This is a genomic window from Caballeronia sp. LjRoot31 (assembly GCF_964253885.1).
Taxonomy (GTDB): Bacteria; Pseudomonadota; Gammaproteobacteria; order Burkholderiales; family Burkholderiaceae; genus Caballeronia.
The window spans coordinates 196,876-217,565 of the sequence record NZ_CAXURX020000002.1 but is presented as its reverse complement, the minus strand read 5'-3'; the positions used below and the strand labels follow the sequence as shown (position 1 = coordinate 217,565).

18 protein-coding genes are annotated in these 20,690 nt (G+C 59.8%); 11 read left to right on the top strand and 7 right to left on the bottom strand.

All coding sequences use genetic code 11. The features are described 5' to 3' along the window. Nucleotides 1-94 precede the first annotated feature (94 nt). Both ACSQ8V_RS19340 and polA read right to left on the bottom strand, forming a co-directional pair. Entirely contained in the window at nucleotides 95-1,453 is a 1,359-nt protein-coding gene (locus ACSQ8V_RS19340; RefSeq protein ID WP_213768134.1) for an NAD(P)/FAD-dependent oxidoreductase, read from the bottom strand. A 65-nt stretch (nucleotides 1,454-1,518) separates the two neighbouring features. Then, on the bottom strand, nucleotides 1,519-4,257 hold the full coding sequence (gene polA, locus ACSQ8V_RS19335) for a DNA polymerase I (RefSeq protein WP_436206789.1): 2,739 nt from the start codon (nucleotides 4,255-4,257) through the stop codon (nucleotides 1,519-1,521). 1 nt (nucleotide 4,258) lies between these two features. On the opposite strand from polA, the gene ACSQ8V_RS19330 reads away from it, so the two are divergent. Next, nucleotides 4,259-5,008, top strand: a complete 750-nt coding sequence (locus ACSQ8V_RS19330) for a TIGR00730 family Rossman fold protein (RefSeq protein WP_089160369.1) — start codon at nucleotides 4,259-4,261, stop codon at nucleotides 5,006-5,008. Between the two features lie 81 nt (nucleotides 5,009-5,089). Here the strand turns inward: ACSQ8V_RS19330 and ACSQ8V_RS19325 are convergent, their stop codons facing one another. Next, nucleotides 5,090-6,622, bottom strand: coding sequence for an AMP nucleosidase (locus tag ACSQ8V_RS19325; protein ID WP_213768132.1), 1,533 nt, complete (start codon nucleotides 6,620-6,622; stop codon nucleotides 5,090-5,092). Between the two features lie 222 nt (nucleotides 6,623-6,844). Between ACSQ8V_RS19325 and ACSQ8V_RS19320 the strand changes: the two genes are divergently transcribed. The 5 genes from ACSQ8V_RS19320 (at nucleotide 6,845) to ACSQ8V_RS19300 (ending at nucleotide 10,420) form a co-directional block, all read left to right on the top strand. Continuing rightward, nucleotides 6,845-7,243 (top strand): hypothetical protein, encoded by a 399-nt coding sequence (locus tag ACSQ8V_RS19320; protein WP_213768131.1) that lies wholly within the window; start codon nucleotides 6,845-6,847, stop codon nucleotides 7,241-7,243. 181 nt (nucleotides 7,244-7,424) lie between these two features. Beyond that, nucleotides 7,425-8,402 carry a homoserine kinase gene (locus ACSQ8V_RS19315; RefSeq protein ID WP_436206788.1) on the top strand — a complete coding sequence of 326 codons (978 nt, stop codon included), beginning with the start codon at nucleotides 7,425-7,427 and terminating at the stop codon, nucleotides 8,400-8,402. A 3-nt stretch (nucleotides 8,403-8,405) separates the two neighbouring features. Further along, nucleotides 8,406-9,224, top strand: coding sequence for a BPSS1780 family membrane protein (locus tag ACSQ8V_RS19310; RefSeq protein ID WP_436206787.1), 819 nt, complete (start codon nucleotides 8,406-8,408; stop codon nucleotides 9,222-9,224). Nucleotides 9,225-9,388: 164 nt separating this feature from the next. Further along, nucleotides 9,389-9,841, top strand: coding sequence for a MarR family winged helix-turn-helix transcriptional regulator (locus ACSQ8V_RS19305; protein WP_213768128.1), 453 nt, complete (start codon nucleotides 9,389-9,391; stop codon nucleotides 9,839-9,841). Nucleotides 9,842-10,000: 159 nt separating this feature from the next. Continuing rightward, complete coding sequence (locus tag ACSQ8V_RS19300; protein WP_213768127.1) at nucleotides 10,001-10,420, top strand: organic hydroperoxide resistance protein; 420 nt, start codon at nucleotides 10,001-10,003, stop codon at nucleotides 10,418-10,420. Nucleotides 10,421-10,583: 163 nt separating this feature from the next. Here the strand turns inward: ACSQ8V_RS19300 and ACSQ8V_RS19295 are convergent, their stop codons facing one another. After that, the gene (locus ACSQ8V_RS19295; protein ID WP_075645337.1) at nucleotides 10,584-10,757 is read right to left on the bottom strand and encodes a DUF3563 family protein; all 174 of its coding nucleotides are present in this window, start codon (nucleotides 10,755-10,757) and stop codon (nucleotides 10,584-10,586) included. 132 nt (nucleotides 10,758-10,889) lie between these two features. After that, entirely contained in the window at nucleotides 10,890-12,029 is a 1,140-nt protein-coding gene (locus ACSQ8V_RS19290) for an extracellular catalytic domain type 1 short-chain-length polyhydroxyalkanoate depolymerase (RefSeq protein WP_436206786.1), read from the bottom strand. A gap of 269 nt (nucleotides 12,030-12,298) precedes the next feature. Between ACSQ8V_RS19290 and ACSQ8V_RS19285 the strand changes: the two genes are divergently transcribed. The 4 genes from ACSQ8V_RS19285 to ACSQ8V_RS19270 all read left to right on the top strand — a co-directional run bounded on the left by ACSQ8V_RS19285 (nucleotide 12,299) and on the right by ACSQ8V_RS19270 (nucleotide 16,355). Further along, nucleotides 12,299-12,994 (top strand): phosphatase PAP2 family protein, encoded by a 696-nt coding sequence (locus ACSQ8V_RS19285; protein WP_213768124.1) that lies wholly within the window; start codon nucleotides 12,299-12,301, stop codon nucleotides 12,992-12,994. Between the two features lie 1,172 nt (nucleotides 12,995-14,166). Beyond that, the gene (gene modA, locus ACSQ8V_RS19280) at nucleotides 14,167-14,907 is read left to right on the top strand and encodes a molybdate ABC transporter substrate-binding protein (RefSeq protein ID WP_436207960.1); all 741 of its coding nucleotides are present in this window, start codon (nucleotides 14,167-14,169) and stop codon (nucleotides 14,905-14,907) included. Between the two features lie 39 nt (nucleotides 14,908-14,946). After that, on the top strand, nucleotides 14,947-15,621 hold the full coding sequence (gene modB / locus ACSQ8V_RS19275) for a molybdate ABC transporter permease subunit (RefSeq protein ID WP_213768122.1): 675 nt from the start codon (nucleotides 14,947-14,949) through the stop codon (nucleotides 15,619-15,621). A gap of 11 nt (nucleotides 15,622-15,632) precedes the next feature. Beyond that, the gene (locus ACSQ8V_RS19270; RefSeq protein WP_436206785.1) at nucleotides 15,633-16,355 is read left to right on the top strand and encodes an ATP-binding cassette domain-containing protein; all 723 of its coding nucleotides are present in this window, start codon (nucleotides 15,633-15,635) and stop codon (nucleotides 16,353-16,355) included. Here the strand turns inward: ACSQ8V_RS19270 and ACSQ8V_RS19265 are convergent. Beyond that, nucleotides 16,318-17,160 (bottom strand): TOBE domain-containing protein, encoded by an 843-nt coding sequence (locus ACSQ8V_RS19265; protein ID WP_436183340.1) that lies wholly within the window; start codon nucleotides 17,158-17,160, stop codon nucleotides 16,318-16,320. The genes ACSQ8V_RS19270 and ACSQ8V_RS19265 overlap by 38 nt on opposite strands. Before the next feature lie 53 nt (nucleotides 17,161-17,213). Continuing rightward, nucleotides 17,214-18,647: a CHAD domain-containing protein gene (locus ACSQ8V_RS19260; RefSeq protein WP_436183339.1), complete on the bottom strand. Its 1,434-nt coding sequence runs from the start codon at nucleotides 18,645-18,647 to the stop codon at nucleotides 17,214-17,216. Between the two features lie 216 nt (nucleotides 18,648-18,863). Between ACSQ8V_RS19260 and ACSQ8V_RS19255 the strand changes: the two genes are divergently transcribed. Further along, on the top strand, nucleotides 18,864-20,459 hold the full coding sequence (locus ACSQ8V_RS19255) for an inorganic phosphate transporter (RefSeq protein WP_436206784.1): 1,596 nt from the start codon (nucleotides 18,864-18,866) through the stop codon (nucleotides 20,457-20,459). The last annotated feature ends 231 nt before the right edge of the window (nucleotides 20,460-20,690 follow it).

Sequence of the window (20,690 nt, the reverse complement as noted above, 5' to 3'; positions counted from 1 at the left end):
GCCGAAAGCACGGCAACGACTACGCGATCACTACACGGCAGCCGGCCTTGAAGCGCGCACTGCGCTTCAAGGTGGTTGCCCATTCTAAACAGCCTCAATGCAGCTTGACGCGCGGCGCGGTGGAGCGCCGCAGCCAGTGCGCGACGGTATCAAGCGCCATGCGCGCCCAGCCATGCAGCGCCGCAATATGCATGCGGTACAGCGACTGATACATGAAACGCGCGAACAGCCCTTCAATCAGCATGTTGCCGCCGATCAACCCGCCCATCAGACTCCCGACCGCGCTGAAATGCCCGAGCGACACCAGCGATCCAAAGTCGCGATACGTGTAGTCGGGTAACGGCTTGTCTTCAAGCCGGCGCTCCAGCGATTTCAGCAGGAAACTTGCCTGCTGATGCGCGGCCTGCGCACGCGGCGGCACGTTACGTCCTTCCTTCTCGCCGCCGGGCCACGGACACGCGGCGCAATCGCCGAGAGCGAAAATGTTGTCATCGGTTTCGGTTTGCAGCGTGCGGCGCACGATCAACTGCCCGATCCGGTTGGTGGCCAAGCCGTCGAGTTTCGCGAGCACGCCCGGCGCGCGAATACCGGCCGCCCACACGGTCAGATCCGCCGCGATAGTCTTGCCGCTCGCCGTGCGGATAAACCCGCGCGACACTTCGGCCACCGTCTCGCTGGTCATCAGCGCGACGCCAAGCTTGTCCAGCAAGTCGGCGGTTGCGGTGGACACGCGCTCGGGCAGCGCGGGGAGAATGCGCGGCCCGGCTTCAATCAGCACAATGCCGATATCGTGTTTCGGATCGAGCTTGTGCAACCCGTAAGCGTGCAGCACTTGCGCCGTGTTGCGCAATTCCGCCGATAACTCCACGCCCGTCGCCCCGCCGCCGACAATCGCCACCTGGATCCGCGGCTGCCTTGGCCCGGCATTGGAAGCGCCGGTCGCGTCCGGCTCCGGCGTCCGATACTCCGCTCGAATACACGCCGCGATCAGCCGTTTGCGGAACAACTCGGCCTGATCGACGGTATCGAGGGCGAGCGAATTTTCTTGCGCGCCCTGAACGCCGAAAAAAGCCGTCGTGCTGCCGATCGCCACAATCAACGTGTCGTATTCGAGATCGCGCTGCGGCATCAACTCGCCGGCTTCATCGTCTAGAAGGGGGCCGAGCGTGACGCGTTTGGCCGTGCGGTCGATGCCGAGCAGATCGCCCTGCTGGAATTCGAAACCATGCCAGCGCGCCTGCGCGGCATACGGCAATTCCTGCGAAAACGGGTCCATGCTGCCGGCCGCGACCTCGTGCAGCAACGGCTTCCAGATGTGCGTGGAATTGCGGTCGATCAGCGTGACTTGCGCACGCGGCTCGCGTTTGCCGTCGGCGCTGCCGAACTTGTCGCCAAGACGCGTGGCCAGTTCAAGCCCGCCCGCTCCGCCGCCGACGATGATGAAACGGTGCATTCAAACTCCCCTATGACATCAATCAAAACTAGCTGGATGGACCACCCGGCACGCTCAACGCGCCTTCAGTGTGCCTCTTCCCAGTTATTGCCCACGCCAACTTCCGCCACCAGCGGCACCTTCAGTTTGGCAACGCCGCACATCAACTCCGGCAGGCGCTTGCGGACTTCCGCCAATTCGCCTTCGGGCACTTCGAGCACGAGCTCATCGTGGACCTGCATGATCATCTTGCTTTCAATCTTCGATGCTTCCAGCCAGTCCTGCACCGCGATCATGGAGAGCTTGATGAGGTCGGCAGCGGTGCCTTGCATGGGCGCATTGATAGCGGCACGCTCGGCGCCTTGCCGGCGCGGTCCGCTGCCGCCGTTGATCTCGGGCAGCCACAAGCGCCGTCCGAACACGGTCTCCACAAAACCATCGCGCTTCGCCTTCGTGCGCGTTTCTTCCATGTAGTTGGCGACCCCCGGATAGCGCTGAAAATACCGGTCGATATAAAGCTTCGCCGCATCGCGCGAAATGCCGATATTCGACGCCAATCCAAACGCGCTCATGCCATAGATCAAGCCAAAGTTGATGACCTTCGCGATGCGCCGCTGATCGTTCGACACTTCGATAGGCGTGATGCCGAAAATCTCCGAGGCAGTCGCCCGATGCACGTCTTCGCCTTCGGCGAACGAGCGCATGAGCGAGGGATCGCCGGAGATATGCGCCATGATCCGCAACTCGATCTGCGAGTAATCCGCCGAAACAATCTTGGCTCCCGGCGGCGCAATGAACGCCTCGCGAATCCGCCGGCCTTCAGCGGTCCGCACAGGGATGTTCTGCAAGTTCGGCTCATTCGACGACAACCGCCCCGTCACCGCCACGGCCTGCGCATAGTTCGTATGCACGCGGCCGGTCTTGGCGTTGACCATGCGCGGCAGCTTGTCGGTGTAAGTAGACTTCAGCTTCGATAACCCGCGATGTTCCAACAAGATCTTCGGCAGCGGATAATCTTCGGCGAGCTTCTGCAGCACTTCCTCGTCGGTGGAAGGCGCGCCGCTCGGCGTCTTCTTGACCACCGGCAATTGCAGTTTCTCGAAGAAGATCTGGCCGATCTGTTTCGGCGAACCAAGATTGAATTCGCCGCCCGCGAGCATGTACGCCTCGGCTTCGAGCTGGATCAAACGCGTGGCGATCTGGCCGCTTTGCACACGCAGCAATTCGCCGTCGATCAGCACGCCATTGCGCTCCATCTTGCGCAATACGCGCGACGTCGGCATTTCAATATCGCGATACACGTAGAGCAATTGCGCTTCATCGGCGAGTTGCGGATAAAGCGCCTGATGCAGCCGCAACGTGATGTCCGCGTCTTCCGCTGCATAGGGCGCGGCCTGCTCCAGCGCCACTTCGTCGAAGCCGATCTGCGATGCGCCCTTGCCCGCCACCTCTTCGTACTTGATAGTCTTCGCGCCCAGATGCCGCAGCGCGAGATTGTCCATGTCGTGCGGCCGATGCGACTCCAGCACATACGACTGCAACAGCGTGTCGTGCTCGACGCCGTTCAATTCGATACCGTAGTTCGCCAGCACTTGCTCGTCGTATTTCATATGCTGGCCGACCTTCTTCTTCGACGGATCCTCAAGCCACGATTTAAGCTTTTGCAGGACTTCGTCGCGCGGCAACTGCAGGGGCGCGTCCGGTCCGCGATGCGCGACCGGAATATAAGCCGCATGCCCCGGCTCGACCGACACGGACAACCCGACCAGTTGCGCGAGCATTGGGTCGAGCGCGGTCGTTTCGGTATCGAAGGAAGTCAGCTCGGCGGCGTTGATGCGCGCGAGCCATTCGTCGAATTGTTCCCACGTCTGCACGGTGTCGTAATGCCGCTCCATTTCCGTGGCCGGCGCGGGTGGCGTGTCGACCGGACCTTCCACCGCGTCCGCAATCTCCACTTCCCGCAGCCAGGTCTTGAAACCGTGGCGCGTGAACAGGTCGCGCAATTCGTCGCGGGCCTCGGGCCGCGCCGGAAGCGTTTCCTCGATCGACACGATCTGCTCCGTCAGGTCGCATTCCGTCTGTACGGTAACGAGCTTTTTCGCCATGGGGAGGAACGGTAAAGCCTTGCGCAGATTGTCTCCCACCGCACCTTTTATCTCGTCCGCGTGTGCCACGATGCCATCAAGGGTTTCGTATTGTGCAAGCCACTTTAACGCCGTCTTCGGCCCGCATTTTTCGACACCCGGTACGTTATCGACCGTATCGCCGATGAGCGAGAGATAGTCGACGATCCGCTCCGGCGGCACGCCGAACTTATTCAGCACCCCGGCGCGATCGAGCGTCTCGTTGGACATCGTATTGATGAGGGTGACATGATCCGTCACAAGCTGCGCCAGATCCTTGTCCCCGGTCGACACGACCACGTTCATGCCGCGCTTTTCGGCGGCAACCGCAAGCGTGCCAATGACGTCGTCGGCCTCCACGCCTTCGATCATTACAAGCGGCCAGCCGAGCGCTCGCACGATCACGTGGATGGGCTCTATCTGTTTCGAGAGGTCCTCGGGCATGGACGCCCGGTTTGCCTTGTAATCTGGATACCAGTCGTCACGAAATGTCTTGCCTTTGGCGTCGAATACGCACGCGCTATACTCTGCGTTGATGTCTTTTCGCAACCGCCGCAGCATGTTGACCATTCCATACAACGCGCCGGTTGGACCGCCGTCAGGGCCGCGTAAATCCGGCATGGCGTGGTAGGCCCGATAGAGATAGCTGGATCCGTCGACCAATAGCAGGGTCTTACCTTCAAGATTAAGTTCTTCAGGCATTATGAACAAAAGAAAAGTGATTCCGAGTCTGCGATCGCTCGCAGATCAAGAGCGCGCGACGGCCAAGAAGGCCCGCGCATCGTGGCAGATGTTTACGATTATGGCAGAGTTTATCGAGGCGACCGAGTACCTGTCGGAGATTCGCCCTGCCATCAGCATCTATGGTTCGGCGCGCCTGAAACCGGAGTCGCCGTATTACAAGCTCACCATGGAAATCGCGCAGAAATTCTCTGACGCCGGCTTCGCCGTCATCTCCGGCGGTGGCCCCGGCATCATGGAGGCGGCCAACAAGGGCGCCCATGCGGGAAAGTCGCCGTCGGTGGGGCTCAACATAGAGTTGCCGCACGAGCAGTCGGGCAACCAGTGGCAGGATATCTCGCTGCGCTTCCGGCATTTCTTCACGCGCAAGGTCACGTTCGTGAAGAATTCGGACGCGGTGGTGGTCATGCCGGGCGGCTTTGGTACGCTTGATGAAATGGCCGAAGTGCTGACGCTGATCCAGACCAAGAAGTCGCGGCATGTGCCCATTGTGCTGGTGGGCGCCGAGTTCTGGGAAGGCTTGCTCTCGTGGTTCCGCAACACGCTGATCCCGACCGGCGTGATCAGCGCGAAGGATCTCGACCTCATGCAGGTGATCGACGATCCGGATCAGGTGCTGGAAGCGGTGCTCCAGTTCTACGAAGACCGCGAGACCGCGGAAGAACAGCCGGCCGAAGGCAAGTCGGACGAAGACCGGATGTTCTATCTTTGATGGTTTGATCGCGGATTCGATAACGTAAGCGCTCAATCAGCGGCTCCTTTCGGAGCCGCTTTTTTGCGTTCTTGGAATGCGTTACTGGAATGCAACTTCCGCAAACCCTCGCAACTTCCGGCTGTGTAGTTTCGATAGCCCGTTCATTCGCAGCAACTCCATCGCCTTGACGCCGATCTGCAAATGCTGATCCACTTGCGCGCGATAAAACTGGTCCGCCATGCCTGGCAATTTCAATTCGCCGTGCAAAGGTTTATCGGAGACGCAAAGCAAGGTTCCGTAAGGCACGCGAAACCGAAATCCATTGGCAGCAATGGTTGCGCTTTCCATATCGAGCGCAATGGCGCGGCTTTGCGACAAACGCTGTACCGGCTCGCGGTGATCGCGTAACTCCCAATTACGGTTATCCACGCTCGCCACGGTTCCCGTGCGCATGACGTGCTTCAGATCCACGCCTTCGAGTTTCGTCACTTGCGCGACCGCTTTCTCCAGCGCGACCTGAACTTCAGCCAATGCGGGAATCGGAATCCAGAGCGGCAAGTCTGCGTCGAGCACGTGGTCCTCACGCACATAACCATGCGCCAATACATAGTCGCCCAGACGTTGCGTATTCCTTAATCCCGCGCAATGCCCAAGCATGATCCACGCATGCGGCCGAAGTACCGCGATATGGTCCGTGATCGTCTTCGCATTCGACGGCCCCACGCCAATATTGACCATGGTGATGCCGCTGCCATCGGCACGTTTCAGATGATAGGCGGGCATTTGCGGCAAGCGAGGAGGGGCGACGCCCTGCTGCTCCTCTTGCGAATCACCAAGGTTCTCATTGCCCGTGATCACGTCGCCGGGTTCCACGAACGACGTATATTCGCTTCTATACGCGCGTGTTTCTTCATCATCCGCGCGGGACATGATCTTGCGCCCGAGCTTCACGAATTCATCGATATAAAACTGGTAGTTCGTATAAAGCACATAGTTCTGGAAATGCGTAGGCGAAGTCGCGGTGTAATGCTTCAGCCGATGCAAAGAGAAATCCACCCGCGCCGCCGTGAACAAGGCGAGCGGATGCGGTTCGCCCGGAGCCGGCTCATACGTGCCGTTCACAATGCGGTCGTCGAGCAATGCGAGATCGGGCATATCGAAGATATTGCGCATGGCGAGCAGCCGGTCACGGTCCAGGTCGCCTTCCAGATGAATGCCTTCCGCAAACGCGAAGTGAATGGGCACGGGTTGCGCCGACACACCCACCTCAATGCCAACGTGATGATTCTTGGTCAGTAACCGCAATTGCTCGCGATAATAATGGCCGAATAAATCCGGCCGCGTCAGCGTGGTTTCGAATATGCCCGGCCCCGCGACAAAGCCATATGAACGGCGTGAATCGATTTGCGTATTCAACTCGGTACGCACGCGCACGAACGGATAACACGCCCGCACGCGATGTGAAAAAGGTTCATGCTTTCTATAGCGCGCGAACGCGTCGCGCAGGAAAGAGGTGTTGGCTTCGTAGATTGCCGATACCCGCGCGACCGCGGCCACGGGGTCGTCGAAGGACTCCGTGGGGAAATTGTTGGCAGGCGTGGAATGGCTTGCTTGAGTCCGGTCGTTTGTCATGATCTTCTGCGCTCTTGTGATGAATCGACATTAACACGGAAGAACCACATGCCCATGAACACCCCTCCCGGCGATGCGTTTCTTCAACACGTTCCACCGCGCCAACACGCTTTCAATGAAACCAGCGCAAAATAAGACTTTTGCTAGGGCCTTAACGTCCCTTTAGTGTCCCTTTAGCGAGTGCGTTTTGCTAAAATCCGGGCACTCATCTGGAGAAACATCATGAAGCCGCTTCAATCTGTCGCCATCGCGGCCATTCTCGCCGCAGCCAGCATGGGCGCCTACGCGCAATCGGCCGTCGCGACGGATGCTCCTCCGGCGCATGTCATGTCGCCTGAAGAGAATGCCGGACTGCCGGACCTGAAGGCCATCAACCGGCCCGCCGCACAAGTCACCTCGAAGGTCGAAATTTCGCCGCCGCGCCTGCCGAGCTACCACGAAGAAAGCACGAACGGCACTGAAATCACCGAGTATCGCGACAAAGGCAAACCGGTTGAAATCGACGTGCGCTCGAACTTCGGCACGCGTTATCAGATGAGCGCGCCCGCCGATACGTCGCCGACCGTGCGCGATAATGGCAAGCCCAGCACGCGCCTGCCTTCGTGGAACCTGACGTACTGAGCGCTTAGTAAAGGGTTGCCGAGCGCTTAACGAGTGAGTGCTTGAGTGCTCGACAACCCGCGACCGCTGCCCGTTTCATCCGCTGAGCCCTGCGCCGCGCCGCCGCTTCCCGGCCACGCAACGCCTGACTGACGCGCCTGTCGGTCATCCTGCTTGTTCAACCTCACCGACGCTCTCCCGCATGGCCGTATTCACCGCTGTCACCGATTCCCAGCTCACCGACTGGCTGCAACAGTACGAACTCGGCGAAGCCGTCGATTTCCGTGGCATTGCATCCGGTATCGAGAACAGCAACTTCTTCCTGACGACCACGCGCGGCGCGTATGTGTTGACGATCTTCGAGAACCTCACGGCCACGCAATTGCCGTTTTATCTCGATTTGATGCGCCATCTGGCGTCGCACGCCGTGCCGGTACCGGACCCCATGCCACGTCGAGACGGGACGCTTTTCGGCACGCTGAACGGCAAGCCGGCGGCGATCGTGACGAAACTGGAAGGCGCGCCGGAACTGGCGCCGGGCCCCTTGCACTGCATCGAAGTGGGCCAGATGCTGGCGCGGCTTCATTTGGCCGGCCGGGATTTCCCCACGCATCAGCCGAACTTGCGAAGTCTCGCGTGGTGGCAGGAGAACGTGCCCGCCGTGTTATCGCATTTGAGCGACGCACAGCGCACGCTGATCGCGAGCGAGCTCGCCTATCAGACGGCGTTTTTTGCATCGGACGCGTATCGGTCGCTGCCCGAAGGGCCGTGCCATTGCGACCTGTTCCGCGACAACGTGCTGTTCGCGCATCCGACGGCGAATGAAACGCGGCTCGGCGGGTTTTTCGACTTCTATTTCGCCGGCAACGACAAATGGCTCTTCGATGTCGCCGTGTGCGTGAACGACTGGTGCATTGATTGGCCAAGCGGCACGCTGGATATCGCGCGGGTCGACGCGTTGTTGCGCGCGTATCAGACGGTGCGGCCGTTCACGCCGGCCGAAGCGCATCACTGGAACGACATGCTGCGCGCGGGCGCGTTGCGCTTCTGGGTGTCGCGTCTTTATGATTTTTACCGGCCACGCGAAGCCGAGATGCTAAAACCTCACGATCCCGGCCATTTCGAACGCATTTTGCGCGAGCGCATCAACGTTGCGCCTCCTTCCGTTCACGGTAATTAATCAATGCAATTGATCGAAGTCCCCGCCAAAACCGGTTATGTGTGGTTCCGACAGGGTATCTGGCTGTTTCGCCGGAATCCGCTCGCGTTTCTCACGGTGTTCTTCGCCTATCTGTTTGCCATGACGCTGATCTCGCGGCTGCCGGTGATCGGTCCGGTGCTGCCGCTGCTGCTGATTCCAGGCGTGGCAGTGGGGTTCATGGCGGCTTGCCGCAATACCATCGCGAAGAAACCGGTCTGGCCGACGGTGCTCGTCGACGGCTTTCGTGCCTATGGGCAAATCGTCGCACGCCGCCTGCTTGTGCTCGGCGTGATTTATGTGGCAGCCATGGGTCTGATCTTCGCCGCGTCCGCGCTGGTCGATGACGGCCTGCTGCTCAACATGATGCTCGGCAACGGCCCGGCCGGTGATCCGGAAACCGTGGCAGCAAGCTTCAACCCGCTCGCGGTGCTGGTCGCCATGGTCTGTTACCTGCCGGTCGCCATGCTGTTCTGGTTCGCACCTATTTTGGTCGCCTGGCACGACGTGCCGCCGGTGAAAGCGCTGTTTTTCAGCTTCGTCAGTTGCTGGCGCAATCGCGGTGCGTTCGTCATCTACGGCGTGTTGTGGATTGGAATTGCGCTCGCCGTGTCCTTCGGACTCAGCGCGCTCATGCAAGTGCTCGGCACCGCGCAGGAAATGGCGCTCGCGGTATTGATGCCGGCGTCCATCCTCGTCACGACCGCGTTGTATTGCTCGTTTTACGCCACGTATCGCGGCTGTTTCGGTGTGCAATCGGAAGATTCACCGGATATCCCGGATCCGTCCGAACCGTCGGTGTGAACCTTCCCGGATGAACGAACGTCGATGACTGTCCAGTCATCGACGTTTTGTTTTGTTTTGTTTTGTGGCGTGCCGTGAAGCGAGAACACGCGGCTTGCTTAGTGCGCTAAATATTTGCGTACACTAGCGTCATATCCGTTTTAGCGTACTCAGGCGCGACTGCCATGACCTCTTCCCCGCAAATCCCGCTCGAACTCGACGCCCAGCTTTGCTTCGCGCTGTACTCGACCTCGCTCGCGATGACCAAGACGTACAAACCGCTGCTGGACAAGGTCGGACTGACCTATCCGCAGTACCTGACCATGCTGGTCCTGTGGCAAAGCGACAATCTGACCGTCAAGCAGCTGGCCGAACGGCTAAGCCTCGATTCGGCGACCATGACACCTCTGCTCAAGCGCCTTGAAGCGCAGGGGTATGTCAAGCGCGTACGGGGTATTGAAGACGAACGGCAGGTGCATGTCCATCTTTCCGACGCCGGTCGTGAATTGAAGAAGGCTATCCGCGATATCCCCGGCGAAATCTATTGCGCCGCCGGATCGGACGCCGACCGGCTCATCAAGCTGCGCGACGATCTGATGCGATTACGCGCGTCGCTGATGGAACACAACGAAGCCTAAAAACTCCGATAGTCACAACCAATCGCTCACTCGCAAATTTAGTTTGCACACAAATCATTATCGCGATATATTTAATCCCGTTGACACCGCGTTACCGGATTCAGACCTGCAGTACCCTCTTTCTGCCGCCGAGCGGCAACCATTGAACAGGAGAACATCATGAGCATCCTTTACACAGCAACCGCAACGAGCACGGGTGGCCGCGACGGCCGGGCAGTATCGTCGGATGAAAACCTGGATGTGAAATTGAGCGCGCCGAAGGAATTGGGCGGCTCGGGCGCCGCCGGCACGAACCCGGAACAGCTATTTGCCGCTGGCTATTCGGCCTGTTTCCTGAGCGCGATGAAGTTTGTCGCCGGTCAGCAAAAGAAGACCGTTCCCGCCGACACGACGGTTACCGCCGACGTGGGCGTGGGCCCGAACGACAAGGGTGGCTTTGCACTGGACGTTGAATTGCGGGTTTCACTGCCGGGACTGGACGCGGCTGAAGCGCAAAAGCTGGTAGAGACGGCTCACCAAGTGTGCCCGTACTCGAACGCGACGCGCAATAACGTCGACGTACGCGTCAAGTTGGTCTGAGCTCGAAGGCGCGGAGAGACTTAAGCAATAGAAAGCCCGCGCTTGTTGCTCCAGCAATCACCAGACGCAAAAATGCCGGCCTTCGTGGCCGGCATTTTTTTGCTTCGACAACGCCGTTTTCAGCGTGGCGAATCCTGCTTGTCCTTCTACTCTGACTAACGAATTACTGCGCGAGCCACGAGGGATGACGCGACGATGCACGACGATCCAGCTTCTGCATGCGGTATTCGAGGTCGTAAATGTCAGTGGCTTCGGCCAGATAAGCATCGTTACGCTCCTTGTCACGCTGGTCGGCGGATTTCGTCAGGAACAGGAAGAGGCGGCTGAGCAGATACATGGTGAACCTCGCTTGATTGATTAGGGTAATTACCTAGTGCTTTGAACGAAGTATAGGGTAATCCCTAAGCAAATGCTAGCGCTCAAAAAAGAATCACGTTGATACGAAAGACTTTTTTACAACACTTGAGGGCTAAACCAGGGTCTCGTCACGCACGGCCGATTGCACGCGGCGCTGGTATTTGAAGAACTCCCACAGCATGGCCGACGCGTCCGGGCCTTTGGACGAATGGAACTGCACGGTGTCGTCACCGCCGCTCCAGGCATGGCCCAACCCGCGCACGATGCACGTCTTGATCACTCGCCGGCCGCCTTTGACGTAGTCCGTCACAACAGTGCCGTCGGCTTGAGTTTCCTCGCGGCGTTCGCCGTTGCGCCACGCACCGTTTGCGTCGATGAAACGGTTCAGGCGCAGGAATTCCGTCGTCAGTTGCTCGGCATTGATTTTCGATACGACCGAATCCAGCTCGCCGTGCACGATGATGGCCGGCATGCCGGGGTAATCGGCGACGTCGACTGCGGCATCGATCAAGCCGACAGGGTCGCTACGGGTGCCGCGCCGCATAGCGTCCATTGCACCAATCGCGGAGTTTGCGTCGCCGAAAACCACGCCTGAGTGCAATCCGACAGCCGCGAACAGCGACGGATATTTGACGGCGAGCATGACTGCCAGCCCCGCACCGGCTGACATACCGGCCAGATAGATACGTTCGGAGTCGAAATGGTGAAGCGCAACAATCTCGCGCACGAGGGAAACAACCGCCGCCGCTTCACCTCCGCCGGAATTGGCGGAATCTTCGTACCAGTGCCAGCAGCGGTGGACGTGCGCGGTTTTCGATTGCTCGGGGTACAGCACGGCAAATCCGTAACGGTCCGCCAGCAAATTGATGCGCGTGCCCTGCGCAAACTCTTCGGCCGATTGCTGGCAGCCGTGCATCATCACGACGAGCGGCATGTCCGTGAGGGATGCGCCAGTCGGCAGATACAACGCGTACGCCAGGTGATTGACGAACCGGCCCGCGGCCGGCGGGGCCGAATGGAACGACCGGCTCCACTTTCCCGCTGCCCACGCCGAGGCTCGTGGCCTCACCCGTGACTCGCGAGTGACGCGTGGTTTGGCCGAGATTTTCGGTTTCGCCGCGACCGGTTTGGCCGCCTTGGCGCGAACAGGCCGCGCCGGAGCGCGCGTTTTGGGCGCTCGGGGCGGAGCGATCTGAGTCGCTACAAGGCGTTTCAAGCCTCGTAGCCAGAGTTTTGTCAGGCTTTTTGGCATCGAATTAAGGGTCCGCACAGAAGAATGGATCGCCAAACCCGTTCGAGAATGACGAATGTTGTGCAGTGCACAATAGCATCTATTCCGGGACCGTGCGCGTACCACTGAATTTCACATTGCGTCACGTTGCCGACATGTACGCAGTTGATACGGTACGTTGCAGGAACTTTGATTCAATCCATTGTTATTTTTAGATTCCCTCTAAAAATTTCGGAGCGCGCTTGGGCAGATATACTGTGGGCTTTCCCTGCTCTGCAGAATCAATCTTCATGCCTGACTTGCCGCATTCACTCTGGCTCTCCATTACTTTGCTCGGCAGCGTCGGGGTCATGATTCCGCTCGCACTCGCGGTAGCCGCATGGCTGGCGCTTGGTTATCCATGGCGTTACGCAGCGTGCTGGCTTGGTGTGCTCGGCGCTGCCAGCGGGCTCGTGGCGTTGACGAAAATCGCGTTCATAGGATGGGGTGTCGGTGTGCGCGATCTGGATTTCACCGGAATCAGCGGTCATGCCATGGTGTCGTCGGCGGTGTTGCCTGTTGCGTTGTTCGTCGCGTGTTTGCCGGGGCGTAGGTGGGTGCGCGCGTCGGGAGTGTCGGTGGGCGTGTTGATCGGAATTGTGGTCGGCGTGTCGCGAATCTTGTTGAATGCGCATTCAGTGTCGGAAGTGGTGACAGGATGCGGGCTCGGCGCGCTCGCTGCGCTGGTGTTCGTAGTGTTCGCGTGGCGGGCGGAACCCGGCAAGTTGTCAGGGGCGCCGGTTGTGGTGAGTCTTGCGATGGTGGCCATCACGCTCTATGGGATTTCGGTGCCTTCGCAGCGCTGGATCACTGATATTGCCCTGCATTTGTCAGGCCGTGAGCAACCTTATATTCGTGCTCGATGGAAAGCGGGGCGCTATGACAAGCCCATTGCACCGCCGGCGCAACATATCGATGTTAGGTTTTCGGGGACGTCGGAATCGTAAAAGGGTTTTCGCTCGCGCTTGGTTTGGGGGATGGGGTGGTTCGGGTTGGCAGTGTTAGTGGTCGGGGTCTATGCCGGGTTGCTGCTTTCAGTGTTAGTGGTCTGCTTGAGTCGGATATTCTCTTTATCACTGTTAGCCACTGTGCGTGGCGGCACGTCATTTCTTTGTCCAAAGCGACAAAGAAACGAAGCAAAGAAAACGCTTTTAAACCACGCTACCCTAAGTGTCCACAGCGTGCAGTTTTGATTCATAGGTGCCCCAAAAGCACGGTGCTCGCCAGAGCCACGGATGTGTGAACCCCTCCTTCTCGCGAATCCTGACACGAACACGCTTCGCCCCGTACGCTCTCGGGCAAGCACCATTCGCCCGGCAACCCGCTCGGCCCCACCCGCATTTAAGGCTTCGTTTCGTGGTAGGTTGGGTGAGTGGCTTGCGCTGGAGGGCCCCCGGGCCAGCTTCGCCAATCACCCCGCGCTATCCACGGACAACCAACCACCAGATTAGTACGCACTTCGAACCATATTACAAACCCGCACAAAAACGAGGCCATCGAAATGCGCAAGGCCATAGTAGGCGAAAATAAGGTGCAGGCCACGCAAGCAATCAAAAAAGAACGACGCTGTAAATATGCGTCCGACCGTAACCTGCAAAGACGACCGCGCTAACTACGCCGCCAACCTGCAAGTCATGAAGCAGTGAAGACTCCTGAGGCCGTGCGGGTCCTTTGGCAAACTGTGCTTGCCCGAGAGCGTACGGGGCGAAGCGTGTTCATGTCAGGATTCGCGAGAAGGAGGGGTTCACACATCCGTGGCTCTGGCGAGCACCGTGCTTTTGGGGCACCTATGAATGAAAACTGCACGCTGTGGACACTTAGGGTAGCGTGGTTTAAAAGCGTTTTCTTTGCTTCGTTTCTTTGTCGCTTTGGACAAAGAAATGACGTGCCGCCACGCACAGTGGCTAATAGTGATAAAGAGAAAATCCGACTCTCGCAGACCACCACGGCCGAAAGCACCAACCCGGCATAGACCCCGATCGCCAACCCCAACGCCCAACCCCCCCCACCCCAAACCCCGAGTGCGAACGAAAACCCCCTCCCGTTATAACCCCAACTATATTACGATACGCTTTCCATTCCCTTCGACCTGTCCATCGTGTTCAATCTCAAACACTCGCTGATCGCCGCTGTCTTCACATTCACGCTGCAATCCGCCGCCCACGCCGATGAAATCGTCGTCTCCGCCGCGGCAAGCCTGACCAATGCGTTCAAAGCCATCGGCGACGCCTACGAGAAACAGCATCCCGGCACGAAAGTCCTGATGAACTTCGGCGCCTCCGACGTGTTGATGCAGCAAATCGTGAAAGGCGCTCCCGCCGATGTGTTCGCCTCCGCCGATCAAAAGGCCATGGACAAGGCCATCGACGAAAAGGTCATCGATACCGACTCGCGTCGCGACTTTGCCGCGAACTCGCTCGTACTGATCGTCCCGAAAGACAGCACGTTTGCGCCCGCCAGCGTCAAAGATCTCACGGCCGCCAGCGTGAAACGCGTGGCCTACGGCGACCCGGCATCGGTGCCGGTCGGCCGCTATACGGAAGGCGCGCTGAAGGAAGCCGGCGTATGGGACGCAGTCAGCGCCAAGGGCGTGCTCGCGGCCAACGTGCGCCAAAGCCTGGACTACGTGGCGCGCGGCGAAGTGGACGCGGGCTTCGTATTCAGCACCGACGCCGCCGTGATGCCGGATCGCGTGAAAGTGGCGCTGAACGTGCCGACACAAACATCGATTACCTACCCCATCGCCCAGGTCGCCCAGAGCAAACACGCCGCCGATGCCCAGCAGTTCATCGCGTACGTATTGTCACCGGACGGCCAGAAAACGCTCGCGCAATTCGGCTTCAAACCGCCAGTGAAATAACGCTGCTATATAGATAGAACCCAGATAGAACGCAAAACCATGGACCAGGCGTGGATTCCATTGCTGTTGTCGCTGAAAGTAGCGGGATGGGCGACAGCAATCGATGTCGTGCTCGGCGTCGCCGTGGCATTCGGTTTGTCACGCTGGCGTTCGTCGGCGCGTGAGCTCGTCGACTCGTTGCTAACGCTGCCGCTGGTCATGCCACCGACCGTGCTCGGTTATTACCTGCTCGTGTTACTAGGCCGGCGCGGCGTGATCGGCGCATGGCTCGACAAGTTCGACATCCAGTTGGTATTCACCTGGCAAGGCGCGGTAATCGCGTCCGCCGTGGTCGCGTTTCCGCTCGTGCTGAAGTCGGCGCGTACCGCATTCGAGACGGTCGATCCGCAATTCGAACGCGCGGCACGCACACTCGGCGTCAGCGAAGCCGCCGTGTTCTTCCGCGTGACGCTGCCGCTCGCCGCCCGCGGCATCCTGGCCGGCGCGCTGCTCGCATTTGCGCGTGCGCTGGGGGAGTTCGGCGCCACGCTGATGATCGCGGGGAACTTGCCGGGCAGGACCCAGACGCTCTCGGTCGCCGTCTATGCCGCAGTCCAGGCCGGCGATGACAGCACCGCAAACATCCTCGTGATCGTGACCTCGGTCACGTGCGTGGTCATCCTGCTCGCAGCCGGACGGCTGCTGCCGCAGCGCTCCACCGCATCGGTGCGTTAAACGTAACCGCCATGACCGCCCTTTCCGTCCGCCTGCGCAAGCATTTCATCACGCCCGAGCGCGATTTCATGCTCGATATCGCGTTTCGCTCAACCAGTCAGCGCATCGTGCTGTTCGGGCCGTCGGGCGCAGGCAAAAGCCTGACGCTGCAAACCATTGCAGGCCTGATCAAGCCGGATGAAGGCGAAATCGTCCTGAATGGAACCACGCTGCTGGATACAGCCAACGCAATCGACCTGAGCCCGCAAGCGCGCCGGATCGCGTACCTGTTTCAGGACTACGCGCTGTTCCCGCACCTGAACGTGCGCCAGAACATTGCCTTCGGCCTGAAGCGCGGCTGGTGGAATCCGTCGAAACACGTTGCGCACACCAATGTGGACTACTGGTTGAACGCGTTCGATCTGACCCAGGTTGCCCGGCAGTTTCCGGCGCAATTGTCGGGTGGGCAAAAGCAACGCGTTGCGTTGGCGCGCGCACTGGTCCCGCATCCGCAATTGCTCTTGCTCGACGAGCCTTTTTCAGCGCTCGACATGACCTTGCGCCAGCGCATGCGCCAGGAACTGGCTGATCTTCAAAGCCGCCTGGATATTCCAATGGTGCTCATTACGCACGATCCAGACGACGTTGCCATGTTCGGCGATCAGGTCGTGAGTTTGCGCGAAGGCATCGTGCAGCCGGACGATGCGCTCGACACCCTCAATCCGTCACGCCAAGAATCACGCTCGACGCCTTGAACGCCGCGATGGCAACCTGACCTTGCACGAGGCCGAGCGTGGTCACGCTCTCATTGGTGATGATTGCCGTGACGGTGGTAGCGTCGTCCAGTGCGAGAGAAACCTCCGCGTTCACCGCACCCGGCGTCACGCTCGACACCTTGCCGCGCAACTGGTTTCGCGCCGAGATCCGCACGGGTCCGGAAGACCCTCCGGCGTCATCGACCATCAGCATTACCCACGACGCCTTCACAAGCGCAAACGCCTCAACGCCTTCCTTGAGACCGAGGGATGCGGTGCTTTCGTGCGTGACCACCGCGACAATGAATTGGCCGCCGGGCAACGCGAGTTCGACTTCATCGTTGACGGAACCGCGCGTGACTTTACTGACCGTGCCAAACAGCTGGTTGCGTGCGCTTGTTTTCATACCGATTCGTCCAATAAGCCGCCAGTCCTGCGCGAAACCTTCAATCGCCGCGCCCGCGCGTTCGAGAAACGCCTGATGCTCCCGTTCGATAACCCGATAGGTATCGATCAGTCTCAGCGCCTGCGCCGTCAGCGTGGTCCCGCCGCCGCCCTTGCCGCCCGTGGCACGGACGACGAGCGTGGTGCCGGCGAGGTTGTTCATGGTGTCGATGGCGTCCCACGCCGCTTTGTAACTCATTCCGACTGCCTTCGCCGCGCCCGTGATCGAACCGGTCTGCTGGATGGCCGCGAGCAACGCGATGCGCGCTGCTCCGCCAAGCGTGACCTCTCCGCTGCGAAGCCAGACTGACCCGCCTACTTCGATAGCATCGTGCGGTGTACTACGGGATTCTTCGGTCATGGGGCGAGCGCGGGGCGCGTGGCAAGAGAGTACGGAAGATTATATCGATGCATTCACTTGATCCGCGGCGGTTTTATCTTGCGCAGAATGCGCTCGCCTTCCATTGCGCTCATCCGTTGCGCGTTGACGGCAAAGCCCTTCGCCAAACCCTTCTGGAAATCGCTGGCTTCTTTCAGATCGGCCAGCCGCTGAGCAGCGACGGCCGCGTCGTTGCCATCGCCCAGGACGCTTTGCAGATTCCCCAATGCGTCTTCAACTTGCTTACGGGTTTTCCGGGTCAGCAGCGAGCTGAAAAATTCGAGTGCGTAACGCAGGCGCTTGGCGTGTATCCGCACTTTGTGTCGCGTGGGTGCATCGAGCGTGGTGAGATCCGGCGCCCGCTCGATCTTCCGATAATGCTTCGTGATGCGCTTCTGCGCATAAGCGGCGAGCGTCTGGTCTGCATGCTTCGGGGGCGCTTCGAGCGTGCTGAACCACTCGACAAACGACAGCGCGAGAAGAGCGTAGCGCGGGGAATTCATCGCGTCCTGCAGGCGCTGGCGGGCCGCGATGCGGTGGATATCGGCGGCGCTTTGCGTCGGTTTCCACGTGTCCTTATGCTGCGAGTCATCCGATGCCGCGTAGGCGGCAAGCGTAGCGTCGGCGAAGACGTCCCAGTCGCGGGCATCACCCAGCAAGTCGCCGAACCATTTCAGATCGGGTGTGACCCGGGTGGTCCAGGTGCCGTCGATCCATTCGGGGAAAAGCTTGAGCGCCGTCTTCAAGCGGCGCTGCGCCACTCTCAACTGATGCACGTGTTCCACCTCGAGCCCGCCGCGCGATGCAGCGTCGTTGCCGAACCATTGCGCCGCAACCGACTTGCCGATCTCGACGAATGCATCGGTCGGACTGGCGTCTTTCGACAACTTCAGCTTGCCGGCCCTGACCGGCTCACGCGAAGAGCGGTCGATAGCGATCGGCACGATCAGGAACGACAGCGTCTCCGCGATCTCATGGGCGGTCGCGAACAGCGCCTCGCGTGCGTCGGGGGCAGCGGTTAGCGTGAGCATTGCCGGGTGATCCGGGTCAAGCCGCAGCGTGGCGCGCACGTGCACACCGGTATCCATCTCGCCGGGCGTATCCCACTCGACGATCGCCGTCTCGGTGGCTTCGCTCAATGCAAAGCTGGTATCGCCGAGAAGGTTCTTGAGATCAGTTAGCACTGCCTCCGACTTGATCCAGGCATGCAGCGTGTCAAAAGGCCCTGCCTCGGTTTCAATTCGCCGGATCAGCGGCCAGTCACGGCGCCTTGCCACGAAAACCCGATGGTCATCGTCAGTCTCGATTGCGACTTCCCAATCAGCCAGCTTCGTCCTGGCTTTGTGCGATCGCAGCACGAAATCCGTCCGGCGCGCCGTTGCGAACCGGCTCAATCGCGCCAGCGCTTCGGCTGGCGGACCGTTCGGCGCATCCAGAGCAACCATCCTCAACTCGACGAGTTGCAACATAACTTCCCCATGATGAGCGGCTGTCCTTGCCGGGCAGCAAGTCGCAAACCACACCGTCAGATCAGACGAATTTCATTGTTTCAAGCGTCATCAAACCGACATAAAGCCTATGCAACCATGAGCAACGCATTTCGCCAGAAGCGACGCCTTGCCGGTATTTCCTTACGCCTGAATTCCCTTCCGTACTCGCGCAGCCTCTAGCCCAAAGGACGTTCCATGCCTGACTTGACTCTTCCCGACAGCAACGACAGCAACGGACCTCGCTCGCTCGGACGCAGGCTGAGCATGCCGATATTCCTCGTCGTGATCGGCGTTGGCATTATCTATTGCGTGACGCACCTGATGCACGACCTGGAGTCGGTCCAACAGTCTTCAATGCTGCCTTACATCCTGCTCGGCGTCGCCTTGATGATCGCGCTTGGGTTCGAATTCGTAAATGGTTTCCACGATACGGCAAACGCCGTCGCCACCGTCATCTATACGAATTCGCTCGCGCCGAACCTCGCCGTCGTCTGGTCGGGCATGTGGAATTTTCTCGGTGTGCTGGTGTCGAGCGGCGCGGTGGCGTTCGGCATCCTGCAACTGCTGCCGGTGGAACTGATCCTGGGCGTCGGGACATCGCAGGGTTTTGCGATGGTCTTCGCGTTGCTGATCGCCGCGATCATCTGGAATCTCGGCACCTGGGCGCTGGGCATTCCTTCATCGAGCTCCCATACGCTGATTGGTTCGGTGATCGGCGTCGGCTTGATGAACCAGATGATGCACGGCCCGTCGGGAACCTCGGGCGTCGACTGGGGCCAGGCGGTCGCGGTGGGCAAGTCGCTGCTGTTCTCGCCGGTGGTCGGCTTCATCCTGGCGGGTTTGCTGCTCTACGTGATGAAGCTCGTGGTGCGCGTTCCCGCGCTCTATAAAGAGCCGAAGAAAAACACGCCGCCGCCATTCTGGATTCGCTGCCTGTTGATCCTGACCTGCACGGGCGTGTCGTTCGCGCACGGTTCCAACGATGGCCAGAAAGGCATGGGCCTCATCATGCTGATCCTGATCGGCACCGTGCCGACCGCCTATGCGCTGAACAAGGCCGTTACGCCGGCCGAGACGCAGACCTTCCTGTCGGTCGGCCATCACGCCTCCGAAGTGCTCAGCAAGTACACCAACGGCGCCGCCCCCGTTGCCGACCCGCGCGGTACGGTGCAGCGCTACGTGCAGACCAAGACGGTCGCGCCGGACACGGTTGTCGCGCTGGAGCAGCTCACCGAGATCATCGACGGACAAGTCGGGCCTGCGTCCTCGATGGCGGCCGTGCCGCAAAATATCGTGAATAACGTGCGCAACAATATGTATGTGGCCTCCGAAGCGCTGCGCCTGATGGACAAGCAAAACGCCCCTGCTTTCGCCGCCGATGACGCCGCCGTGCTCAAGAACTTCAAAGGCCAGCTCGACCATGCGACCAAGTTCATTCCGACGTGGGTGAAAGTGGCCGTGGCGGTGGCGCTCGGCTTGGGCACGATGGTCGGCTGGAAGCGGATCGTGGTGACGGTCGGCGAACGGATCGGCAAGACCCATCTGACGTATGGACAAGGGGCGTCGGCCGAACTGGTCGCGATGGTGACCATTGGCGCGGCAGACGTCTACGGCTTGCCCGTCAGTACGACCCACGTGCTGTCCTCAGGGGTCGCGGGAACTATGGCTGCGAACGGTTCAGGACTGCAGTGGCGCACCGTGCGCAGCCTCGCGCTTGCCTGGATTTTGACCTTGCCGGTTTCGATTGCGCTGGCCGCGGGATTGTTCTGGGTGTTCCGCGGGCTGTTCTAAGCGGCACATGGAAGACTTGACGGGCTTTTCCAAACGCGGTTTTAAGCCCCTTCGTATTAAAGCGCGAGCGGTTTTTTCAAACCCCTCGCGTGCTTGCAGAATTTGCCGATAGCCGACGGCTGTTTGTTCCTCTTTCGGCCACCCGCCTTACTCCACATGCTTTTCCCGACGGGCACAGCGCTTGCTGTAAGAAAGCGGTAATCGCGAGGGTATTGGCGCAGCGGACACGTA